Annotated in this window: 18 protein-coding genes; 11 read left to right on the top strand and 7 right to left on the bottom strand. The window is 69.5% G+C overall.

Annotation, left to right across the window (positions count from 1 at the left end; translation table 11 throughout):
- Window positions 1-12: 12 nt before the first annotated feature.
- On the bottom strand, window positions 13-2,328 hold the full coding sequence (recG, locus tag ACFFII_RS00850; protein WP_377696987.1) for an ATP-dependent DNA helicase RecG: 2,316 nt from the start codon (window positions 2,326-2,328) through the stop codon (window positions 13-15).
- A complete protein-coding gene (gene ligA / locus ACFFII_RS00845) occupies window positions 2,304-4,541 on the bottom strand; it encodes an NAD-dependent DNA ligase LigA (RefSeq protein ID WP_377696986.1) in 2,238 nt (745 codons plus the stop codon). The genes recG and ligA overlap by 25 nt, the downstream gene beginning before the upstream one ends.
- Window positions 4,542-4,704: 163 nt before the next feature.
- Here ligA and ACFFII_RS00840 point away from each other — a divergent pair, with 163 nt between their 5' ends.
- The 5 genes from ACFFII_RS00840 (at window position 4,705) to ACFFII_RS00820 (ending at window position 9,164) form a co-directional block, all read left to right on the top strand.
- Window positions 4,705-5,703 carry a serine hydrolase domain-containing protein gene (locus tag ACFFII_RS00840; RefSeq protein ID WP_377696985.1) on the top strand — a complete coding sequence of 333 codons (999 nt, stop codon included), beginning with the start codon at window positions 4,705-4,707 and terminating at the stop codon, window positions 5,701-5,703.
- A gap of 32 nt (window positions 5,704-5,735) precedes the next feature.
- Window positions 5,736-7,550 (top strand): ABC-F family ATP-binding cassette domain-containing protein, encoded by a 1,815-nt coding sequence (locus ACFFII_RS00835; RefSeq protein WP_377696984.1) that lies wholly within the window; start codon window positions 5,736-5,738, stop codon window positions 7,548-7,550.
- Window positions 7,551-7,809: 259 nt separating this feature from the next.
- On the top strand, window positions 7,810-8,196 hold the full coding sequence (gene rplU, locus ACFFII_RS00830) for a 50S ribosomal protein L21 (RefSeq protein ID WP_377696983.1): 387 nt from the start codon (window positions 7,810-7,812) through the stop codon (window positions 8,194-8,196).
- A 3-nt stretch (window positions 8,197-8,199) separates the two neighbouring features.
- Complete coding sequence (rpmA, locus tag ACFFII_RS00825) at window positions 8,200-8,469, top strand: 50S ribosomal protein L27 (protein ID WP_377696982.1); 270 nt, start codon at window positions 8,200-8,202, stop codon at window positions 8,467-8,469.
- A 104-nt stretch (window positions 8,470-8,573) separates the two neighbouring features.
- Window positions 8,574-9,164: a GNAT family N-acetyltransferase gene (locus tag ACFFII_RS00820; RefSeq protein WP_377696981.1), complete on the top strand. Its 591-nt coding sequence runs from the start codon at window positions 8,574-8,576 to the stop codon at window positions 9,162-9,164.
- A 3-nt stretch (window positions 9,165-9,167) separates the two neighbouring features.
- Here the strand turns inward: ACFFII_RS00820 and ACFFII_RS00815 are convergent, their stop codons facing one another.
- Window positions 9,168-9,662 carry a hypothetical protein gene (locus ACFFII_RS00815; protein ID WP_377696980.1) on the bottom strand — a complete coding sequence of 165 codons (495 nt, stop codon included), beginning with the start codon at window positions 9,660-9,662 and terminating at the stop codon, window positions 9,168-9,170.
- A gap of 132 nt (window positions 9,663-9,794) precedes the next feature.
- On the opposite strand from ACFFII_RS00815, the gene ACFFII_RS00810 reads away from it, so the two are divergent.
- On the top strand, window positions 9,795-10,205 hold the full coding sequence (locus ACFFII_RS00810; protein ID WP_377696979.1) for a SufE family protein: 411 nt from the start codon (window positions 9,795-9,797) through the stop codon (window positions 10,203-10,205).
- A 4-nt stretch (window positions 10,206-10,209) separates the two neighbouring features.
- On the opposite strand, the gene ACFFII_RS00805 is transcribed toward ACFFII_RS00810, so the two are convergent.
- Window positions 10,210-10,758 carry a glutathione peroxidase gene (locus ACFFII_RS00805; protein WP_377696978.1) on the bottom strand — a complete coding sequence of 183 codons (549 nt, stop codon included), beginning with the start codon at window positions 10,756-10,758 and terminating at the stop codon, window positions 10,210-10,212.
- Window positions 10,755-11,915 carry a tRNA 2-thiouridine(34) synthase MnmA gene (gene mnmA / locus ACFFII_RS00800; protein WP_377697021.1) on the bottom strand — a complete coding sequence of 387 codons (1,161 nt, stop codon included), beginning with the start codon at window positions 11,913-11,915 and terminating at the stop codon, window positions 10,755-10,757. The genes ACFFII_RS00805 and mnmA overlap by 4 nt, the downstream gene beginning before the upstream one ends.
- A gap of 150 nt (window positions 11,916-12,065) precedes the next feature.
- Between mnmA and sciP the strand changes: the two genes are divergently transcribed.
- From sciP to ACFFII_RS00780, 4 genes are all read left to right on the top strand, one after another.
- The gene (gene sciP, locus ACFFII_RS00795; RefSeq protein WP_377696977.1) at window positions 12,066-12,377 is read left to right on the top strand and encodes a CtrA inhibitor SciP; all 312 of its coding nucleotides are present in this window, start codon (window positions 12,066-12,068) and stop codon (window positions 12,375-12,377) included.
- A gap of 59 nt (window positions 12,378-12,436) precedes the next feature.
- On the top strand, window positions 12,437-13,150 hold the full coding sequence (gene ctrA / locus ACFFII_RS00790; protein WP_377696976.1) for a response regulator transcription factor CtrA: 714 nt from the start codon (window positions 12,437-12,439) through the stop codon (window positions 13,148-13,150).
- 182 nt (window positions 13,151-13,332) lie between these two features.
- A complete protein-coding gene (locus ACFFII_RS00785; RefSeq protein ID WP_377696975.1) occupies window positions 13,333-14,289 on the top strand; it encodes a nucleoside hydrolase in 957 nt (318 codons plus the stop codon).
- A gap of 324 nt (window positions 14,290-14,613) precedes the next feature.
- Window positions 14,614-15,222: a YitT family protein gene (locus tag ACFFII_RS00780; protein ID WP_377696974.1), complete on the top strand. Its 609-nt coding sequence runs from the start codon at window positions 14,614-14,616 to the stop codon at window positions 15,220-15,222.
- A gap of 4 nt (window positions 15,223-15,226) precedes the next feature.
- Here the strand turns inward: ACFFII_RS00780 and ACFFII_RS00775 are convergent, their stop codons facing one another.
- The gene (locus tag ACFFII_RS00775; protein WP_377696973.1) at window positions 15,227-15,580 is read right to left on the bottom strand and encodes an arsenate reductase family protein; all 354 of its coding nucleotides are present in this window, start codon (window positions 15,578-15,580) and stop codon (window positions 15,227-15,229) included.
- An 89-nt stretch (window positions 15,581-15,669) separates the two neighbouring features.
- A complete protein-coding gene (locus tag ACFFII_RS00770; RefSeq protein ID WP_377696972.1) occupies window positions 15,670-17,040 on the bottom strand; it encodes a DUF3422 family protein in 1,371 nt (456 codons plus the stop codon).
- A gap of 130 nt (window positions 17,041-17,170) precedes the next feature.
- Here ACFFII_RS00770 and ACFFII_RS00765 point away from each other — a divergent pair, with 130 nt between their 5' ends.
- On the top strand, window positions 17,171-17,680 hold the full coding sequence (locus ACFFII_RS00765) for a L,D-transpeptidase family protein (RefSeq protein ID WP_377696971.1): 510 nt from the start codon (window positions 17,171-17,173) through the stop codon (window positions 17,678-17,680).
- Window positions 17,681-17,695: the final 15 nt, after the last annotated feature.

The following is a 17,695-nucleotide window of genomic DNA, read 5'->3' as shown; positions in this document are numbered from 1 at the left end:
GGCCAAGGACCGTCATCCCGCCGCCATCAGCCCGATCGCGCGGTCCTGTTCCATCAGCCACAAGAGCAGGCGGATGGCCTGGCCGCGCTCGCCCGAAAGCTCCGGGTCCTGGTCCAGCAGCAGGCGGGCGTCCTGGCGCGCAGTGGCCAGAAGCTCGGCCTGGCGTTCGAGGTCCGCGACGCGGAAGCGCGGCAGGCCGGACTGGGCCGTGCCGATCACGTCGCCCGCGCCGCGCATCGCCAAGTCTTCTTCGGCAATGCGGAAGCCGTCCTCGGTTTCACGCAAGATCTGCAATCGGCGGCGCGCGGTTTCGGAGAGCGGCTCGTGGTAGAGCAGCAGGCAACTGGAGGCGCCCTCGCCCCGCCCGACCCGACCGCGAAGCTGGTGCAACTGCGCAAGGCCGAAGCTTTCGGCGCGCTCAATCACCATGATCGTGGCCTCGGGAACGTTCACCCCGACCTCGATCACCGTGGTTGCGACCAGCAGTTGCGCGCGCCCCGCGGCGAAGTCGGCCATCGCGGCGTCCCGCGCCTCGGGCGGCATCTGGCCGTGGACCAGCCGGACGCGCTCACCGAAACGCGCCCGCAGCATCTGGAAGCGGTCCTCGGCGGCAGTCAGGTCCACGACCTCGCTTTCCTCGACCAACGGGCAGACCCAGTAGGCCCGCGCGCCCCGGTCCATGGCGGCCTGGAGGCGGGCCGCGACATCCTCAATGCGCGTGTCGGGCAGGACAGTGGTGACCACCGGCTTGCGACCGGGCGGCTTCTCGTCCAGCACCGACAGGTCCATGTCGCCGTATTGCGCCAGCGCAAGGCTGCGCGGGATCGGCGTCGCGGTCATCACCAGCATGTCCGGGCGCAGGCCCTTGGACGCGAGTTCCAGCCGCTGGGCCACGCCGAAGCGGTGCTGTTCGTCGATCACGGCCAGCCGCAGGTCATGGAAGATGACGCCCGGCTGAAAGACGGCGTGCGTCCCGACCAGCACCCCGATCCGGCCCGCGGCAAGATCGGACAGCACGGTTTCCCGCGCCTCGCCCTTGTCGCGGCCGGTGAGCAGGGCGATGCGGACTCCGGCGGCCTCGGCCAGCGGGGCAAGGGCGGAAAGATGCTGGCGGGCAAGGATCTCGGTCGGCGCCATCAGGACGCCCTGCCCGCCCGCCTCGACTGCGGCGAACAGTGCCAGCGCGGCGACCAGCGTCTTGCCCGAGCCGACGTCACCCTGCAGCAGGCGGTTCATGCGCTGGGGACTGGCCATGTCGGCGGTGATCTCGGCCACGGCGCGGGTCTGTGCGCCTGTGGGTGGCCAAGGGAGCGCCTTCAGCACCCGGTCCTGCAGGCGGCCCTGGGCCTGCGTCACGCGGCCCGCCGTGCGGCGACGGTCGCGGCGGACCAGCGCCAGCGTCATCTGGTGCGCGAGCAACTCGTCATAAGCCAGCCGCTCGCGGGCGGGGGACAGGGGCGACAGGTCGTCCATTCCCTTGGGATCATGCGCGGCCCGTATCGCGGTGGACCAGTCGGGCCAGCCACGTGCGGCGCGGACCGAAGGCTCGATCCATTCCGGCAAGGATGGAGCACGGTCAATGGCTCCGGCGACCGCGCGGGCAACTACGCGCTGCGTCAGGGTGCCCGCAAGCGGATAGACCGGCTCGAAGCCCGAGGGCGGAGGGTCCGAGGGCGACAGGATGTGGTCGGGGTGGACCATCTGGGCGAGGCCGTCGAACAGTTCCACCTTGCCCGAGACGACGCGGGTGGCGCCGATGGGAAGCTGCGACTCGATCCAGGGCGCGCGGGCGTGGAAGAAGACCAGCGTGAGGTCGCCCGAGTCGTGCGCGCAGATCACCCGCCACGGGCGGCCCCGGCTTGCGGGCTGGTGATGGCGGAGGACCCGCACCGTGACGGTGGCGATCTCGGGCGGGCGCAGGTCGGCCAGACGCGCGACCGTGCGGCGCGCGATGCCTGCGACCGGCAGGTGGAACAGCAGGTCGCGCGGGCGGATGACGTTCAGCGCGGCGAAGGCCTCGGCCGCCTTGGGTCCAACGCCGGGCAGCGTCTCGACACCCGCGAAGAGGGGGAACAGGATCGGGGGGCGGCCCTTTGGTGCGGTGGGGCGGCTCGGCGGGGTATTGGTGGACGCCGGGTTGCGCGGCGCGGCAGGTCCCGTGTTCGCATCGGCGGCCGAGGGCGTGGTTGCCGGACGCACGAACAGGTCGTCCTGCCCTGCCCCGCCCTGCGCCTTGCCCATGCCGCGCTCGGGCGGTTTGGGTCCGCTGCGTCCACCCGGGTCGTCCGGCGGCTCGGCCCCGGTCAACCGCGAGCGATCGCCAGCCATTGGTCCTCGTCGATCACGCGGATGCCCAGTTCCGCTGCCTTCGCCGCCTTCGACCCCGCCCCCGGCCCGGCCACCAGCAGGTCGGTGCGCGAGGAGACCGAGCCCGCGACCTTGGCGCCCAGCGCCTCGGCCCGCGCCTTGGCCTCGGCGCGGGTCATCTTCTCCAGCGAGCCGGTGAAGACCACGGTCAGGCCCGCGATGGCGCTGTCGGCCTTTGCCACAGGGGTTGCGGGCTCGATGGTCAGGTGGGCTGTCAGCCGGTCGATCACGGCGCGCTCGGCGGGTTGGGCGAAGCTGGCGGTGAGCGACTCGGCCAGGACGGCCCCGATGCCCTCGATGCCGGTCAGGTCTTCCCAGGCGGCACGGGACTCTGACGGCACCGGCGGATCGGCGGCCCAGATGGCGGCGCGCACGGCGGACACCGCGGCGCGGCGGCCTTGAGCGGCTGCGGCGGCGCGTTCGGCGGCGACCGCCTCGTCGGCGGCGCGGTGACGGGCGGCGGCGGGGGCGGCGGTGTCGAGGGCGGCGACCAGCGCCTCCCATGTGCCGTAGTGGCGGGCGAGCGTAGCGGCGGCGACCTCGCCCACGTGGCGGATGCCCAGCGCATAGATCAGGCGGGCGAGCGGGATCGTCCGGCGTTCCTCGATGGCGCGGAACAGGTTCTCGGCGGACCGCTCGCCCCAACCCTCGCGGTTCTTCAGCCGCGCGAGGCCTTTCGCGTCGCGGGCGGCGAGGGTGAAGATGTCGGCGGGCTCGCGGATCGGCAGGGTCGGGTCGGCGAAGAAGGCCTCGACCTGCTTTGCGCCCAGGCCCTCGATGTCAAAGGCGGCGCGGGACACGAAGTGGCGCAGCCGTTCGATTGCCTGCGCGGGGCAGCCCAGCCCTCCCGAGCAGCGGCGCACGGAGTCGCCCGGCTCGCGGATCGCCTCGCTGCCGCAGGCGGGGCAGGTCGTGGGGAAGGCGTAAGGCGCAGGGTTGGTGCGGCGGGACAGGTCCACGTCGGCGATCTTGGGGATCACGTCGCCCGCGCGATAGACCTGCACCCAGTCGCCCTCGCGGATGTCGCGGCCCTCGCGGATGGGCTGCCCGCGCGAATCGTGGCCGGCGATGTAGTCCTCGTTGTGGAGCGTCGCGTTCGAGACGACGACCCCGCCGACGGTGACCGGCGTCAGGCGGGCGATGGGGGACAGCGCGCCGGTGCGGCCGACCTGGATTTCGATCCGGTCAAGGCGCGTCCAGGCGAGTTCGGCCGGGAACTTGTGCGCCAGCGCCCAACGCGGCGTGGTGGCCCGGAAGCCGAGCCGGTCCTGCAGGGCGATGTCATCGACCTTGTAGACCACCCCGTCGATGTCGAAGCCCAGCGTGGCGCGGCGCTGTTCGAGGTCGGACCAGACCGCCATCAGATCATCAACCGTGTGGCAGATGCGCGGGTCCGTGGTCCGGAAGCCAAGCTCGGCCAGACGTGCGATGGCGCCGGACTGGGTCGGCGCGAGCGGCGCGCTGACCTCGCCCCAGCCATAGGCGAAGAAGCGCAGCGGGCGGCGGGCGGTGATCGCTGGATCAAGCTGGCGCAGCGATCCCGCCGCCGCGTTCCGGGGGTTGGCGAAGGTGCGGTCGGCGCCGCTCTCGTTCAGGCAGGCGAAATCGGCATGGGTCATGTAGACCTCGCCGCGCACCTCCAGCACCTCGGGGGCGCCGGTCAGGGTCTGGGGAATGTCGGCGATGGTGCGGGCGTTGGCAGTGACGTTCTCGCCCACCGTCCCGTCACCGCGCGTGGCGGCCTGCACGAGTTGCCCGTCCTCGTAGCGCAGGGACAGGGACAGCCCGTCGATCTTGGGTTCGGCCGTCATGGGCACGGGCGCGTCGGCGGGCAGGTTCAGGAAGCTGCGGACGCGGGCGGCGAACTCGGCCACCTCCTCGCGCGAGAAGGCATTGCCCAGCGACATCATGCGCTGCGCGTGACGGACCTTGGCGAAGCGTTCGGAGGGGGCCGCGCCGACGCTCTGGGTGGGGCTGTCGGGCGCGGCAAGCTCGGGATGCTCGGCCTCCAGCGCGGCGAGACGGCGCTTGAGCGCGTCGTATTCCGCGTCCGAGATGATCGGCGCGTCGTCGCGGTGATAGGCAAGGTCGGCCTCGGCCACGCGCGCCCGCAGCGCCTCGATGGCAGCGGCGGGGTCCTGCGAGTGCTCCAACGTGCTGTCCAGCCCTGCCATGTCGTCCCGCCTGCGATGGGGTCCCCATGCGCGGGGACGCCCGCCGGGTTTACCGAGCCGCGGGCGCGCTTGTCCAGCCGCGCGCACCCGTGGGCAGGCCCTTCCCTTCACCGTGGCGCGAGCGAAACTTGCGCGACGCCCGGGCGCACCCGACATGGCAGGCATGACATTGTCCCGCCGCAGCCTGCTCGCCCTCGGCCTTGCCGTCCCTGCCCTTTCGCTGCCCTCGGCCGGCAGGGCGCAGGAGCGGCTGGAGGCGATCCTCGACACCGCCCGCGAACATGACCAATTGCGCGCCATCGCCATCTGGCGTGACGGCGGCGAGATCGCGGCGCGGGGTTATGGCGGCTTCACTCCGGACCGTCCGACGAACATAAAATCCGCCTCGAAGTCGGTCGTCTCGGCGCTGGCCGGTATCGCCATCGAGCGCGGGGTCCTGAACGGCGCCGACCAGCCCGTTGCGGACGTGTTGCGCGATGACTTCCCCGCTGACCCCGACCCGAGGCTGTTCCGCCTGACGCTGGGCAACCTCCTGTCCATGCAGGCGGGGCTGGAACGCCAGTCAGGCCGGAATTACGGCGCCTGGGTCAGCAGCCGGAACTGGGTCCGCGCCGCGCTAGCCGCGCCCTTCGTGGCGGAACCGGGCGGACGGATGCTTTATTCCACGGCGTCGAGCCACCTCGTCTCGGCCATGCTGACCCGCGCGTCGGGCCGGTCGACGCTGGCACTTGCGCGCGAATGGCTGGACATTCCCGGCTTTGACATCGGCGGGTGGGAGCGCGACCCGCAGGGCGTCTATCTGGGCGGCAACCAGATGGCGATGAGCACGCGCTCGCTGCTGGCCTTCGGCACGGCTTACGCGCAAGGCGGCGCGGGGGTGATCCCGCCGCCTTGGATCGCGGAAAGCTGGCGCCCGCGCACGCAGTCGATGTTCACCGGCTCGGGCTATGGCTACGGCTGGTTCCTGGCGCGGATGGCCGGGCGGCCGGTCAACTATGGCTGGGGCTATGGCGGGCAGATGATCTATGTCGCGCCCGGCGTGCGGGGGCGTCCCCCGGTGGCGATTGCCATGACCTCGGACCCCGACCAGCCCTCGGGACGCACGGGCTACCGAGACGAGTTGCATATGCTTGCCGCAAGGCTGCTGACGGCGCTTGGTTGACGGGCTGACGGCACACGGATAGTCGCCCTCGCATGGCGCGCGCACCCCTTCTGCAACTCACCGACATTTCCCTGACCTTCGGCGGCAACCCCGTCTTTGACGGCCTGTCCCTGACGGTCCAGCCCGGCGACCGGGTGGCGCTGGTCGGCCGCAACGGCTCGGGCAAGTCCACGCTGATGAAGGTCATGGCCGGGCTGGTCGAGCCCGACCGGGGCGAGGTCATCGTCCCCACCGGCACCACCGTCGGCTACATGGAGCAGGACCCGGACCTGTCGGGTTTCGCCACGCTGGGCGACTTCGCCGCCGCAAGCCTGCCGCCAGGCGAGGGCTACCGCGTCGAGATGGCGGCCGAGGGGCTGAAGTTCGACCCCCATCGCCCCGTCGCCACGGCGAGCGGCGGCGAGCGGCGGCGGGCGGCGCTGGCGCGGCTGCTGGCCGAGGCGCCGGAACTGATGCTGCTGGACGAACCGACAAACCACCTCGACATCGAGGCGATCGGCTGGCTGGAACAGCAGCTGTCCGAGACGCGGGCGGCCTTTGTCCTGATCAGCCACGACCGCGCGTTTCTGCGGCGGCTGACGCGGGCGACGCTGTGGATCGACCGGGGCGAGGTGCGCCGTCAGGAACGCGGCTTCGACGCCTTCGAGGAATGGCGCGAGGAAACCTGGGCCGCCGAGGACGAGGCGCGCCACAAGCTCGACCGCAAGATCAAGGCCGAGGCGCGCTGGGCCGTCGAGGGCATCAGCGCCCGACGCAAGCGCAACATGGGCCGGGTGCGCGCGCTGCAGGCGATGCGGGCAGAGCGTGCGGCGCAGATCCGGCGGCAGGGCACTGCGGCGATGGCATTGGAGTCGGGGCAGCAGTCCGGCAAGCGGGTGATCGAGGCCAAGGGGATCTCGAAGACCTTCGGGGACCGTGTGATCCTGCGGCCCTTCGACCTGCGGGTCCAGCGGGGCGACCGCGTCGCTTTCGTGGGCCCGAACGGCGCGGGCAAGACCACGCTGATCAAGATGCTGACGGGAGAGATGGCGCCGGATACCGGCACGGTGACGCACGGCACCAATCTGGAGATCGCGGTCTTCGATCAGGCGCGCGCCTTGATCGACGACAGCGCGACCCTGTGGGAGGCGCTGACGAACGACCCGGCGATGCGGGTGTCGGGGCGATCGGACCAGGTGATGGTGCGGGGGCAGCCGAAGCACGTCGTGGCCTATCTCAAGGACTTCCTGTTCGACGACGCGCAGGCCCGCGCTCCGGTCGGCAGCCTGTCGGGCGGCGAGAAGGCGCGGCTGCTGCTGGCGCGGATCATGGCGCGGCCCTCGAACCTGCTGGTGCTGGACGAACCGACCAACGATCTGGACATCGAGACGCTGGACCTGCTGCAGGACATCCTGGGCGAATACGACGGCACCGTGCTGCTGGTCAGCCACGACCGCGACTTCATCGACCGCGTGGCGGATACCACCGTGGCGATGGAAGGCGATGGCCGCGCCGTGATCTATGCGGGCGGCTGGAGCGACTATCGCGCCCAGCGCGGCGAGGATATGCCCGAAGCCGCAGCAGCCCCTCCTGCCCGGCCTGCAAAGGCAGAGGCGGTCAGGGCCGAGGCCCCGCGCAGGAATGGTCTCAGCTTCACCGAGAAGCACCGGCTGGACTCGCTGCCCGCCATCATGGAGCGACTTGAGGCCGAGATCGCGAAGCTGAACGAGTTTCTGGCTCAGCCGGACCTGTTCCAGACCGCGCCCGCCAAGTTCGCCAAGGCATCCGAAGGGCTGGCCGAGCGGCAGGCGGCGCTGGCGGCGGCGGAAGAGGAATGGCTCGACCTGGCCGAGCGGGCCGAGGGTTGAAGCGCCGCAACTGGGGCGCTGCCCCGGACCCCGGGATATTTTCACGAAGAAGAACATGCAGGCGGCCGGGCGGCGGAAATCGTTGACTTGGGCGGCCAGATGCGCCATATACCCGCGACCGGCCGGGCTTGCGCCCTTGGCCGGCTGTTCATTTTAACACCACCCCGCAAGGGTGCGCTGTCCGAAGGCTGGGGCCACAGGGTCCGACGAACGCCGGGAAACCGGGGCCACAGGGCGCGGCAAGGAAAGAGACGAGACGATGTTCGCAGTCCTGAAGACGGGCGGCAAGCAGTACCGGGTCCAGCCCGGTGACGTGCTGCGCGTCGAGAAACTGGCCGCCGAAGCCGGCGACAAGGTCCAGTTCAACGAAATCCTGATGATCGGCTCGACCATCGGCGCGCCCCTGGTCGGCGGCGCGGGCGTGGTGGCCGAGGTCATCGACACCATCAAGGCCGACAAGGTCATCACCTTCCACAAGCGCCGCCGCAAGCACTCGTCGCAGCGCACCCGTGGCCACCGCCAGCAGTTGACCCTGCTGCGCGTGACCGAGCTGCTGGAAACTGGCGCCGACGCCTCGGACGTCAAGGCCGCCATCGGCGCCCGTGCCGCGGGCCGCGCGGCTGCCACCACCGCTCAGGAGATCTGATCCATGGCACACAAGAAAGCAGGCGGCTCGTCCCGGAACGGCCGCGACTCCGCTGGTCGCCGCCTTGGCGTCAAGCTGTTCGGCGGCCAGTCGGCCTTGGCCGGCAACATCATCGTTCGCCAGCGCGGCACCCAGTGGTGGCCGGGCCAGAACGTCGGCATGGGCCGCGACCACACCCTGTTCGCCCTGACCGAAGGCACCGTGACCTTCCGCAAGGGCCTGAAGGGCCGAACCTTTATTTCGATCCAGCCCGCGGCCGCTGCGGCCGAGTAAGCCGACCGGCGCACAAGCATCGCAACGGGGATCGGCGCAGCCGGTCCCCGTTGTCGTTTCAGAATGCCGCCGCCCGGGAACGCGGCGGCCACAGGGAAGCACTGATGGACCAGTCCAATCTTCTGGCTGACGACAAGACCGAGGCGCTCCGGACCGTGGGCGCAACCCAGTTCGACGTCGACGCCCCGATCCCTGCCGGACGCTTCGTGCTGCGACCGCTGCGCGCCTCGGATGCGGGGCTGATCCGGCACTACACCTCGGACCGCCGCGTGGCCGAGGGGACGCGGGCCATCCCCCATCCCCTGCCTCCCGGCGCGGCCGAGCAGTACGTGGCGCGTGCGATGGCCCCGAACCGGACCGAGGATGTCTGGGCGATCGACGCCAGCGGCTCGGGGCTGGGAGAGCTGCTGGGCGTGGTTTCGCTGACCCGGATCGAGCCCGAGCAGTCGGAACTGGGCTTCTGGATCGGGTCGGGCTTCTGGAACACGGGCCTTGCGACGGAAGCCGTGCAGGCGCTGGTCAAGGCCAACCCGCACAACTCGCGCACGCTGTTCGCCGAAGCGTTCCAGGACAATCCCGGTTCGGCCAAGGTACTGACGAACGCGGGTTTCGCCTACCTTGGCGACGCGGAAAGCTGGTCGGTGGCCCGCGACGCACGCGTGCCGACCTGGACCTACCTGCGCAAGATGACCTGAGGGTCAGACCCCCAGCGAGACCGCGTTCGTGCCGCCGGTGACGACCACGGTGCCGATGTCACGCAGCGCGGTCGAGCTGAGCGGGAAAGCCACTGTCAGCGTGTCCACGCCCGGCTGTGCAGGTATCTGCGCGGTGGTGCTGTCGGCCGGCGGCGGCGCGCCCACCAGTCGCAGCCGCAGCACCCCGTTGGCATCCGGACGGATCCGGTCCGCAGGCTGCGGGGTTTCGGGCACAAGGGCGACGTCCCACCACCCCTTGGTCGGCGCAATGGCGGTCACGACCAGCAACCTGCCCTCCACCGTCTGCTCCCACTTGGCGGAAAGCACCTGCGCGACGGGCAGGCGGGTGTCGGGTTTTTCCTGATAGCCCTTGGGCGGCGCGAGGGTCTCGACGCGCGGCGCGCGCTCGCCCCCGAACCAGCGGGTCGGGTTGAAGCGGCTGTCGCCGCAGGCCGACAGGACCAGACAGGCGGCGATCGGCCAGAGTGCACGGTTCATTGATCGCCTCTTCCCAAGCTTGCGTCGGGCACTTGATAGGCCATTGCCCGCGGTCCCGGAAGAGGGCGCTTTGACCTGCGCGCCCCAAGGCGCTATCCAGACCCGCCGCACCAGCCTGCAGGACCTTTCACCATGGCAACCCCCGCCTTCGAAGACATCGCCGAGTCCTTCGACTTCCTCGACAACTGGGAGGATCGCTATCGCCACGTGATCGAACTGGGCCGCGCCATGCCGCCGATGGACCCGGCGCTGCAGGTGCCGGCAACCAAGGTCGAGGGCTGCGCCAGCCAGGTCTGGATCATGCCGCAGATCGAGAACGGGCGCTTCGATTTCCAAGGCGACAGCGACGCGCTGATCGTGCGCGGACTGATCGCGGTGCTGCATGCGCTTTATTCCGGCCTGCCGGTCGGCGAGGTGCCCAAGGTGGACGCCCCCGCCGAGCTGGGGCGCCTGGGACTGGACGCGCATCTGTCTGCGCAGCGCTCGAACGGCTTGCGCGCGATGATCAAGCGCATCCGCGACACGGCAGAAGCCGCGGCCTGATCCCTCAGGCCGGCTGCGCCAGCGCCCGGTCGATGGCCGCGAGCAGCCGCGGGTCGTCCGCCGCCACGTCGGGCGCGAAGCGGCCCACCACGGTCCCGTCGCGGCCGATCAGGAACTTTTCGAAGTTCCACTGGACCTCAGGTGCGGGATTCAGGTTGATTCCGAAGCCTTCCAGCCGCGCCCGCCAGGGGCCGTCACCATCAGCCTGCGGCGCATCGGCGATCAGGCGGGCGTAAAGCGCGTGCTTTCCGGCCCCCACGACCGAGGTCTTCGAGGCCAGCGGAAAGCTCACGTCATAGCGCGTCTGGCAGAAGTCCAGGATCTCGGCGTCGGTGCCGGGCTCCTGCTGCTTGAAGTCGTTGGCGGGGACGCCCAGGACCACGAGACCCTCGTCCTTGCGGGCGCGGTACAGCGCCTCGAGCCCCTCGTACTGCCCCGTCAGCCCGCATTTCGAAGCGACGTTCACGATCAGCACGACCTTGCCGCGCCAGTCGGCAAGACGGGCCGGGCCGCCGTCGTTCATCATGATCTCGATGCCTGAAAGCTCGGTCATCTGCGGGTTTCCCTTTTGGTGATCCAGCCGCCGCCCAGAACGCGGGTCGAGCCGGCTTCGTAGAAGACACAGGCCTGGCCGGGGCTGACACCCTCCTCGGCCTGGGCCAGGACAACCTCGGCCGTGGTCGGCCCGGTTGGACGCAGGATCGCGGGCGCGGGCGGACGGGTCGAACGGATGCGCACCGCAATCTCACGCTCGGCCATGTCGGTGAAACGGCCGTCCCCCAGCCAGTTGACCTCGGCCAGGGGCACGATCTGGGTCGCCAGCGCATCGCGCGGGCCCACCACGACGTGACGCGCCTCGGGGTCCAGCCGGACAACATAAAGGGGGTCGCCCAGACCACCGATGCCCAAGCCGCGGCGCTGGCCGATGGTGTAGTGGATCACGCCGCGGTGGCGGCCCAGCACGTTGCCCTGCAGGTCGACGATGTCGCCCGGATCGGCGGCACCGGGGCGCAGCTTCTCGATCACGGCGGCATAGTTGCCTTCGGGGACGAAGCAGATGTCCTGGCTGTCCGGCTTGTCGGCCACAACCAGCCCGTGCTGCGCGGCCAGCGCACGCGTTTCGGCCTTGCTGGCCAGTCCGCCCAAGGGGAAGCGCAGGAATTCAAGCTGCTCGGAGGTGGTCGAGAACAGGAAATAGCTCTGGTCGCGGTTGGGGTCGGCAGCCATGTGCAGCTCGGCCCCGTTCGGCCCTTCCATCCGGCGGATATAGTGCCCCGTCGCCATGCAGTCGGCGTCGAGTTCCCGCGCGGTTTCCAGCAGGTCGCGGAACTTCACCCGCTCGTTGCAGCGGATGCAGGGGACCGGCGTCGCACCGGCCAGATAGGCATCCGCGAATTCCTCGATCACCGACTCGCGGAACCTGTTCTCGTAATCCAGCACGTAATGCGGGATGCCGATGCGTTCGGCCACGCGGCGTGCGTCGTGGATGTCCTGGCCCGCGCAGCAGGCGCCCTTCTTCTTCAGCGCCGCGCCATGGTCGTAAAGCTGCAGGGTGACGCCGATCACGTCATAGCCCTCGGCCTTCAGCAGTGCGGCGACCACCGAACTGTCCACTCCGCCCGACATGGCGACGACCACCCGCGTGTCGGCGGGGGGGCGGGCAAAGCCAAGGCTGTTCAGGGCGCGCGTGGTGGGGCGCGGGTCGTGCATTGTCACGGGAGAAAACCGTCCGGGGCGGAGCAGTGGGAAAGACGTGCGGAACATAATGAAAATCCGAAATGTTTCAACCCGGCCATTCACCGCGCCTTAAGGCAGGTCATGGCAAGCAAGGCAGGTCATGAACGTCCAGGGGGATCCGACATGTTTGTCCGAAAGTCCGCGCGCCCGCGCACCGTGATGCTGGAGGACGGCTCGGTGCTGACGCTGGCCGACCTGCCCTCGGGAACGGAACGCTGGGTCGCGCGCCGCAAGGCCATCGTGGTCGAGGCGATCGGCCACGGATTGCTGACTCGCGACGAGGCGATCGAACGCTATCGCCTGACCGAGGAAGAACTGGACGGCTGGATTTCAAGCGCCTCGCGCCTGGGCTTGGCGGGGCTGAAGATCAAGGCGATCAAAAAAAATCGCCTTGAGGCAACTGCAAGTGGATTAAGCCATGGCTCGCTAACCTGATGTTAACTTATATGTCCCATTCGTAGGGCATCACGGGCGGCGAATAGGGAGATCAAGCCATGCGGATCCTGCTGATCGAGGACGATCCGACCACGGCGCGCAGCATCGAGCTGATGCTCAACCACGCGAATTTCAACGTTTATCTGACCGACATGGGCGAAGAAGGCGTGGACTTGGCGAAGCTGTATGACTACGACCTGATCCTTCTGGACCTGGACCTGCCCGACATGAACGGGATGGAGGTTCTGCGTCAGATCCGCCTGTCGCGCGTGGACACCCCGATCCTGATCCTGACCGGCTCGGACGATACCGAGGTCAAGCTGCGGGGCTTCGGCTTCGGCGCCGACGACTACATGACCAAGCCCTTCCACAGGGAAGAACTGGTCGCCCGCATCCAGGCCATCATCCGTAGGTCCAAGGGCCACAGTCAGGCCGTGATCCGCACGGGCCGCATGGTGGTCAACATCGACGCCCGCTCGGTCGAGGTCGATGGCCGCACGGTGAACCTGACCGGCAAGGAATACCAGATCCTCGAACTGCTCAGCCTGCGCAAGGGCACGACGCTGACCAAGGAGATGTTCCTCAACCACCTGTATGGTGGGCTGGACGAGCCGGAACTGAAGATCATCGACGTCTTCATCTGCAAGCTGCGCAAGAAGCTTTCCGAGGCGCTGGGAGGAGAGAATCACATCGAGACGGTCTGGGGCCGCGGCTATGTCCTGCGCGATCCCCAGGAGTCCTCCAGCGCGGAACGCATCGCCGTGGGGATGTAGGCTCCCGCGCCGGGACACGACCTTCGGTTTGCCGACAAGGCGCCCCTGCTGTGCAAGGCCACCGGGCAAGGCGGGCCCCTGCCCCTTTCCTGCCGTCGCCACATCGGTCAGGGTGGCCTGCATGAAAGGCGCCTTTCGTGCGATCACAGGCGCCCGGGCAAGACCAGAGGAAAGGCCGCGCGATGCCGCAGAAGATCATCATCGACACGGACCCGGGGCAGGACGATGCCGTCGCGATCCTGCTGGCCCTGGGTGCGCCCGAGCTGGAGGTCTTGGGCCTGACCGTCGTGGCCGGGAACGTGCCCCTGGACCTTACCCTGCGCAACGCCCTGCGCATCTGCGAGCTGGCGGGCCGGACCGATCTTCCCGTCCATGCGGGCTGCGGGGGCCCGCTTGAAGGCGAGTTGGTCACGGCCGAGCATGTCCATGGCGCCTCCGGCCTCGACGGCGCGGACCTGCCAGAGCCCACGATGCAAGCCGCCCCCGGCCATGCTGCCGACTTCATCGTTGAAACGCTCCGGCGCGAGCCGCCGGGCAGCGTGACGCTTGTGCCGATCGGGCCGCTGACGAACATCGCCGAGGCCTTCCGCCGCGCCCCCGACATCGTGCCGCGCATCGGGCGGGTCGTGCTGATGGGCGGCGGCACCTTCGGCAACGTCACTCCTGCGGCCGAATTCAACATCCATGTCGATCCGATCGCCGCCGCCGAGGTCTTCGCCTCGGGCGCGGACATCGTCGTCTTGCCGCTAGATGCGACGCACAAGGCGCTGACCAGCCCCGACTGGATCGAGACGATGCGTGCAAGCGGCCCGGTCGGGCAGGCGGTCGCGGGCTGGACCTCTTCCTACGTACGCTTCGACCGTGAGAAATACGGCGCCGAGGGCGCCCCGCTGCACGATCCCTGCGCGGTGGCATGGGTGATCGATCCCGGGCTCTTCTCGGGCCGCCACGTCAATGTCGAGATCGAGACCGAGGGACGCTGGACCCGCGGCATGACCGTCGCGGACTGGTGGGGCGCGCTGGAGCGCGCGCCGAACGCGCTGTTCATCCGCGACCTCGACCGGGACGCGCTGTTCCGGCTGATGACGGACCGCATCGGCCGCCTGGACAGACAGGGACAAGCCGCTGCAGCAAGTTGATGAGCTAAGCGCTACCCGCGGACCGGCTTCGGCTTATCGCGTGCCAAGGAGTGCTTGGTCGCAACCCTGAAGGGACAGGCGGCCTGGGCACAAACACGCGGTCTCGGAGAGTCATCTCTGCACGGCAGGCTCAGCCTTCGTGCTTGGTTCTAGCGGGCCGTCCGATGACGTCCGCTCTTTGCCGGGACTTCACCACGGCATGGCGGCACTCGACCGCCCACGGGTTCGTCGCGCATGGACGCCTCCTCTGGACAGCGCCGCCGCCCTTGGGCATGTGCACCGGGCGCTATCCGCGCCACCGCTCTTTCAGCAAGCCGAGATGACATGCAGACCTCGTCGGGCATCCACCCCCACAGCCGGCTTGAGGATGCGCAGGGCGTCCTGTTCGGATCGGTCATGGCCGCCTTCGGGGCGATGCTGCTGGGCAGCGCAGGGCTGATCACCGGGCAGCTGGCCGGACTTGCGCTGCTGGTCGCGCAGGCGACGGGATACGGCTTCGGGCTGGTCTACCTTGTCCTCAGCCTGCCCTTCTACGGCTTCGGCTACCGGCGGATGGGCGCGGGTTTCCTGCGCCGCACGATCGCGGCGGTGCTGCTGATGGTGGGAACCTCGATGCTGCTGCCCCGCCTGATCGGCTTCGACACGCTGCACCCGGCCGCCGCGGCGGTGCTGGCGGGCTTCGTCTCGGGCGCGGGGCTGCTGGCGCTGTTCCGTCACCGCACCAGCCTTGGCGGGATCGGCGCCGTCGCGCTGGACCTTCAGGACCGGCTGGGCATCAAGGCGGGCTGGGCCCAGATGGGCTTCGACGCCGTGCTGTTCGCGGCCGCGCTGGCGGTTCTTCCGCTGGACCGGGTGCTGTGGTCGGCCCTGGGCGCGGCGGTGCTGAACCTCGTGATTGCCATCAACCACCGCCGCGACCGCTATATCGTCTGAGGCCTCAGGCGGGCAGGCCCAGCCCCCGCTTGACGTTGGCTGTCCATCCCAGCAGCCGCTGGTCCCCCGCGACGATGGCCGGGCGCTTCATCACCGAAGGGCGCGCGCCCATCATCGCCACGGGATCCTCGGCACGCTCGGCCTCGGACATGGCGCGCCAGGTCAGGCTGGCCCGGTTGATCAGCTTGTCGCCGAAATCGGCCAGCAGGGTCTCGCGCTCGGCCTGCGAGAGAGGCGCGTCCTTGACGTCGCGGAACTCCACCGTCCAGCCCGCGTCTTCCAGCGCGGCCTGCGCCTTCTGGCAGGTCGAGCAATGCGAAAGGCCGTACATGGCGAGTCGCCGGTCCTGCCCGGCCATCAGATCACCGGCACGAAGGGAACGTTGCAGGCGGCAAGTGCAAGCAGGGCGGACAGGGCAAGAAGGGTCTTCATCGTCGTTTCTCCGTATCAAAGATCGCCGTGGCCGGCGTGGCTGCCTGCGGCATCATGCAGCCGCGCGCGCACCCGGCGCATCGCCAGCCACACCAGAAGAATAACCAAGGGCGTCAGGGCCGCGATCACGATGCCGCGCTCGATCCCCGCCGCCTCGGCCAAGGGATAGACAGCATAACCCAGAAGACCCACGGCGTAATAGCTGATCGCCACGACCGATAGCCCCTCGACCGTGTGCTGCAGGCGCAGTTGCAGGTCGGCGCGGCGGTCCATGCGTTCCAGCAGCGCCTGGTTCTGGCCCTTGCGCTGGACATCGACGCGGGTGCGCAGCAACTCGCCCGCACGGGCGGCGCGGTCCACCATGGCGTCCAGCCGCCGTTCGGCCGACTGGACGGTGCGCATGGCAGGCTGGAAGCGGCGGACCATGAACTCCGTCAGGGTCTGGCGGCCTTCGAACCGCGTCTCGCGCAAGGACGCGATGCGGTCATGGACGATCGCCTCGTAGGCGCGGGTCGCGCCGAAGCGGAAGCCGTGCTGCGTGGCTTCGGATTCGAGCCGCAGCGACAGGCTGAGAAGCTCGTCCAGCATCGGCTCGGCCGGGCCTTTCTCGTCCCCCAGACGCTCGACCAGGGCGGTCAGGCGGGTTTCCAGCGCGTTCATGGCGGCATTCAGCGCCCGCACGCGAGGCAAGCCCAGCATGGACATCGCGCGGTAGGTTTCCAGTTCCAGCAGGCGCTGGGCGATGCGGCCCAACCGGCCCGAACCCGTGTCCGGCGCGGCAAAGACGGCAAAGCGCATCCAGCCCGAGGGATCGATGCGGAAGTCGGTGGCAACCACCGCCGCGCCGTCCAGCACCTGCACCGCGACCAGCCCGTCGGCGGCAAACCACGAGGCGAGCAGCGGCGCGATCGTCGCCGGATCGTCAGGCATGGGGACAAGATGGACCATCGCCGCGGCCACCCGGCGGCCCGGCGCGCGCGCCTGCCAGTGGGCCGGGAAGACCTCGGCCAGCGCGGGGTCGAAGGGCCGGTCGGGGGCACCGGGCGTGAAGCCCGCGTAGCTGACGAACTCGGTATGGCTTTCCCAGCGCAGTTCATGCCGCCCCAGCTGCGCGGCGTAATGTCCCGCGCCTGCCGGCGGCGCGGGTGCCCCGTGGCGCGTGACCAGCTCGGCCAGATGAGCGAGGTCCAGGCTGCGGTCGCGGTTCGCGGCGTCGCGCGGCTCCTTGAAGGCGATGTAGACGGCCGTGCAGGGCACAGCCAGCCGAGGCGAGGGCCGAGCGTGAAGTTCGTTCACCATCTCGTAGCGCAGCGGGTGGTCCAGCGCTGTCGGCGCGAGGTCCGGCTGGTGACGGGGCTGAGAAGGATGGGAAAGCGGCTGGGTCATGGCGCGACGAAAGCCGCAAACGGGGTCTGCGCGCAAGCCGTCCCTTCCGATGAGGCGTTCGTGATCGGCCCCGCCGTTGCGCGGCAGGGACGGTTTCGGCAGAGTCAGCCGAAAACGGCGGGACAGGATAATGAAACGCAGCCTGAAACTGACGATAGCCGCGGCTCTGGTGGCACTGGCAGCCTCTTGCGCGCCCAGCAAGTTCAAGAGCTACAACGGCCCGCCGGTCACGCAGATCGTGGTCAACAAGTCGGCCCGGCAGATGCTGTTCCTCAGCGGGTCCAGCATCATCGGCGCCTACAACATCGGCCTGGGGAACGAGCCCATCGGACACAAGCAGTTCTCGGGGGACGGCAAGACGCCCGAGGGGCTGTACTACATCGACCGGCGCAACCCCGACAGCCGCTATCACCTGTCGATCGGGGTGTCCTATCCGAACCCGCAGGACGTGGCCTTCGCGCTGGCGCAGGGCAAGCATCCCGGCAACGATATCTTCATCCATGGTCAGGGTCCCGAGGGGCGCGCACTGGCGCCGCTGAAGCGGGACTGGACGGCGGGCTGCATCGCCGTGTCGGACGACGAGATGGAGGACATCTACGCCATGGTGCGCGACGGCACGCCGATCCTGATCAATCCCTGAGACCCTGATACGGGG

It is taken from the genome of Paracoccus niistensis, from assembly GCF_042432925.1.
Lineage (GTDB): Bacteria > Pseudomonadota > Alphaproteobacteria > Rhodobacterales > Rhodobacteraceae > Paracoccus > Paracoccus niistensis.
Note: the sequence above shows the minus strand (reverse complement) of the source record. Positions and strands in the feature narration are given on the sequence as shown.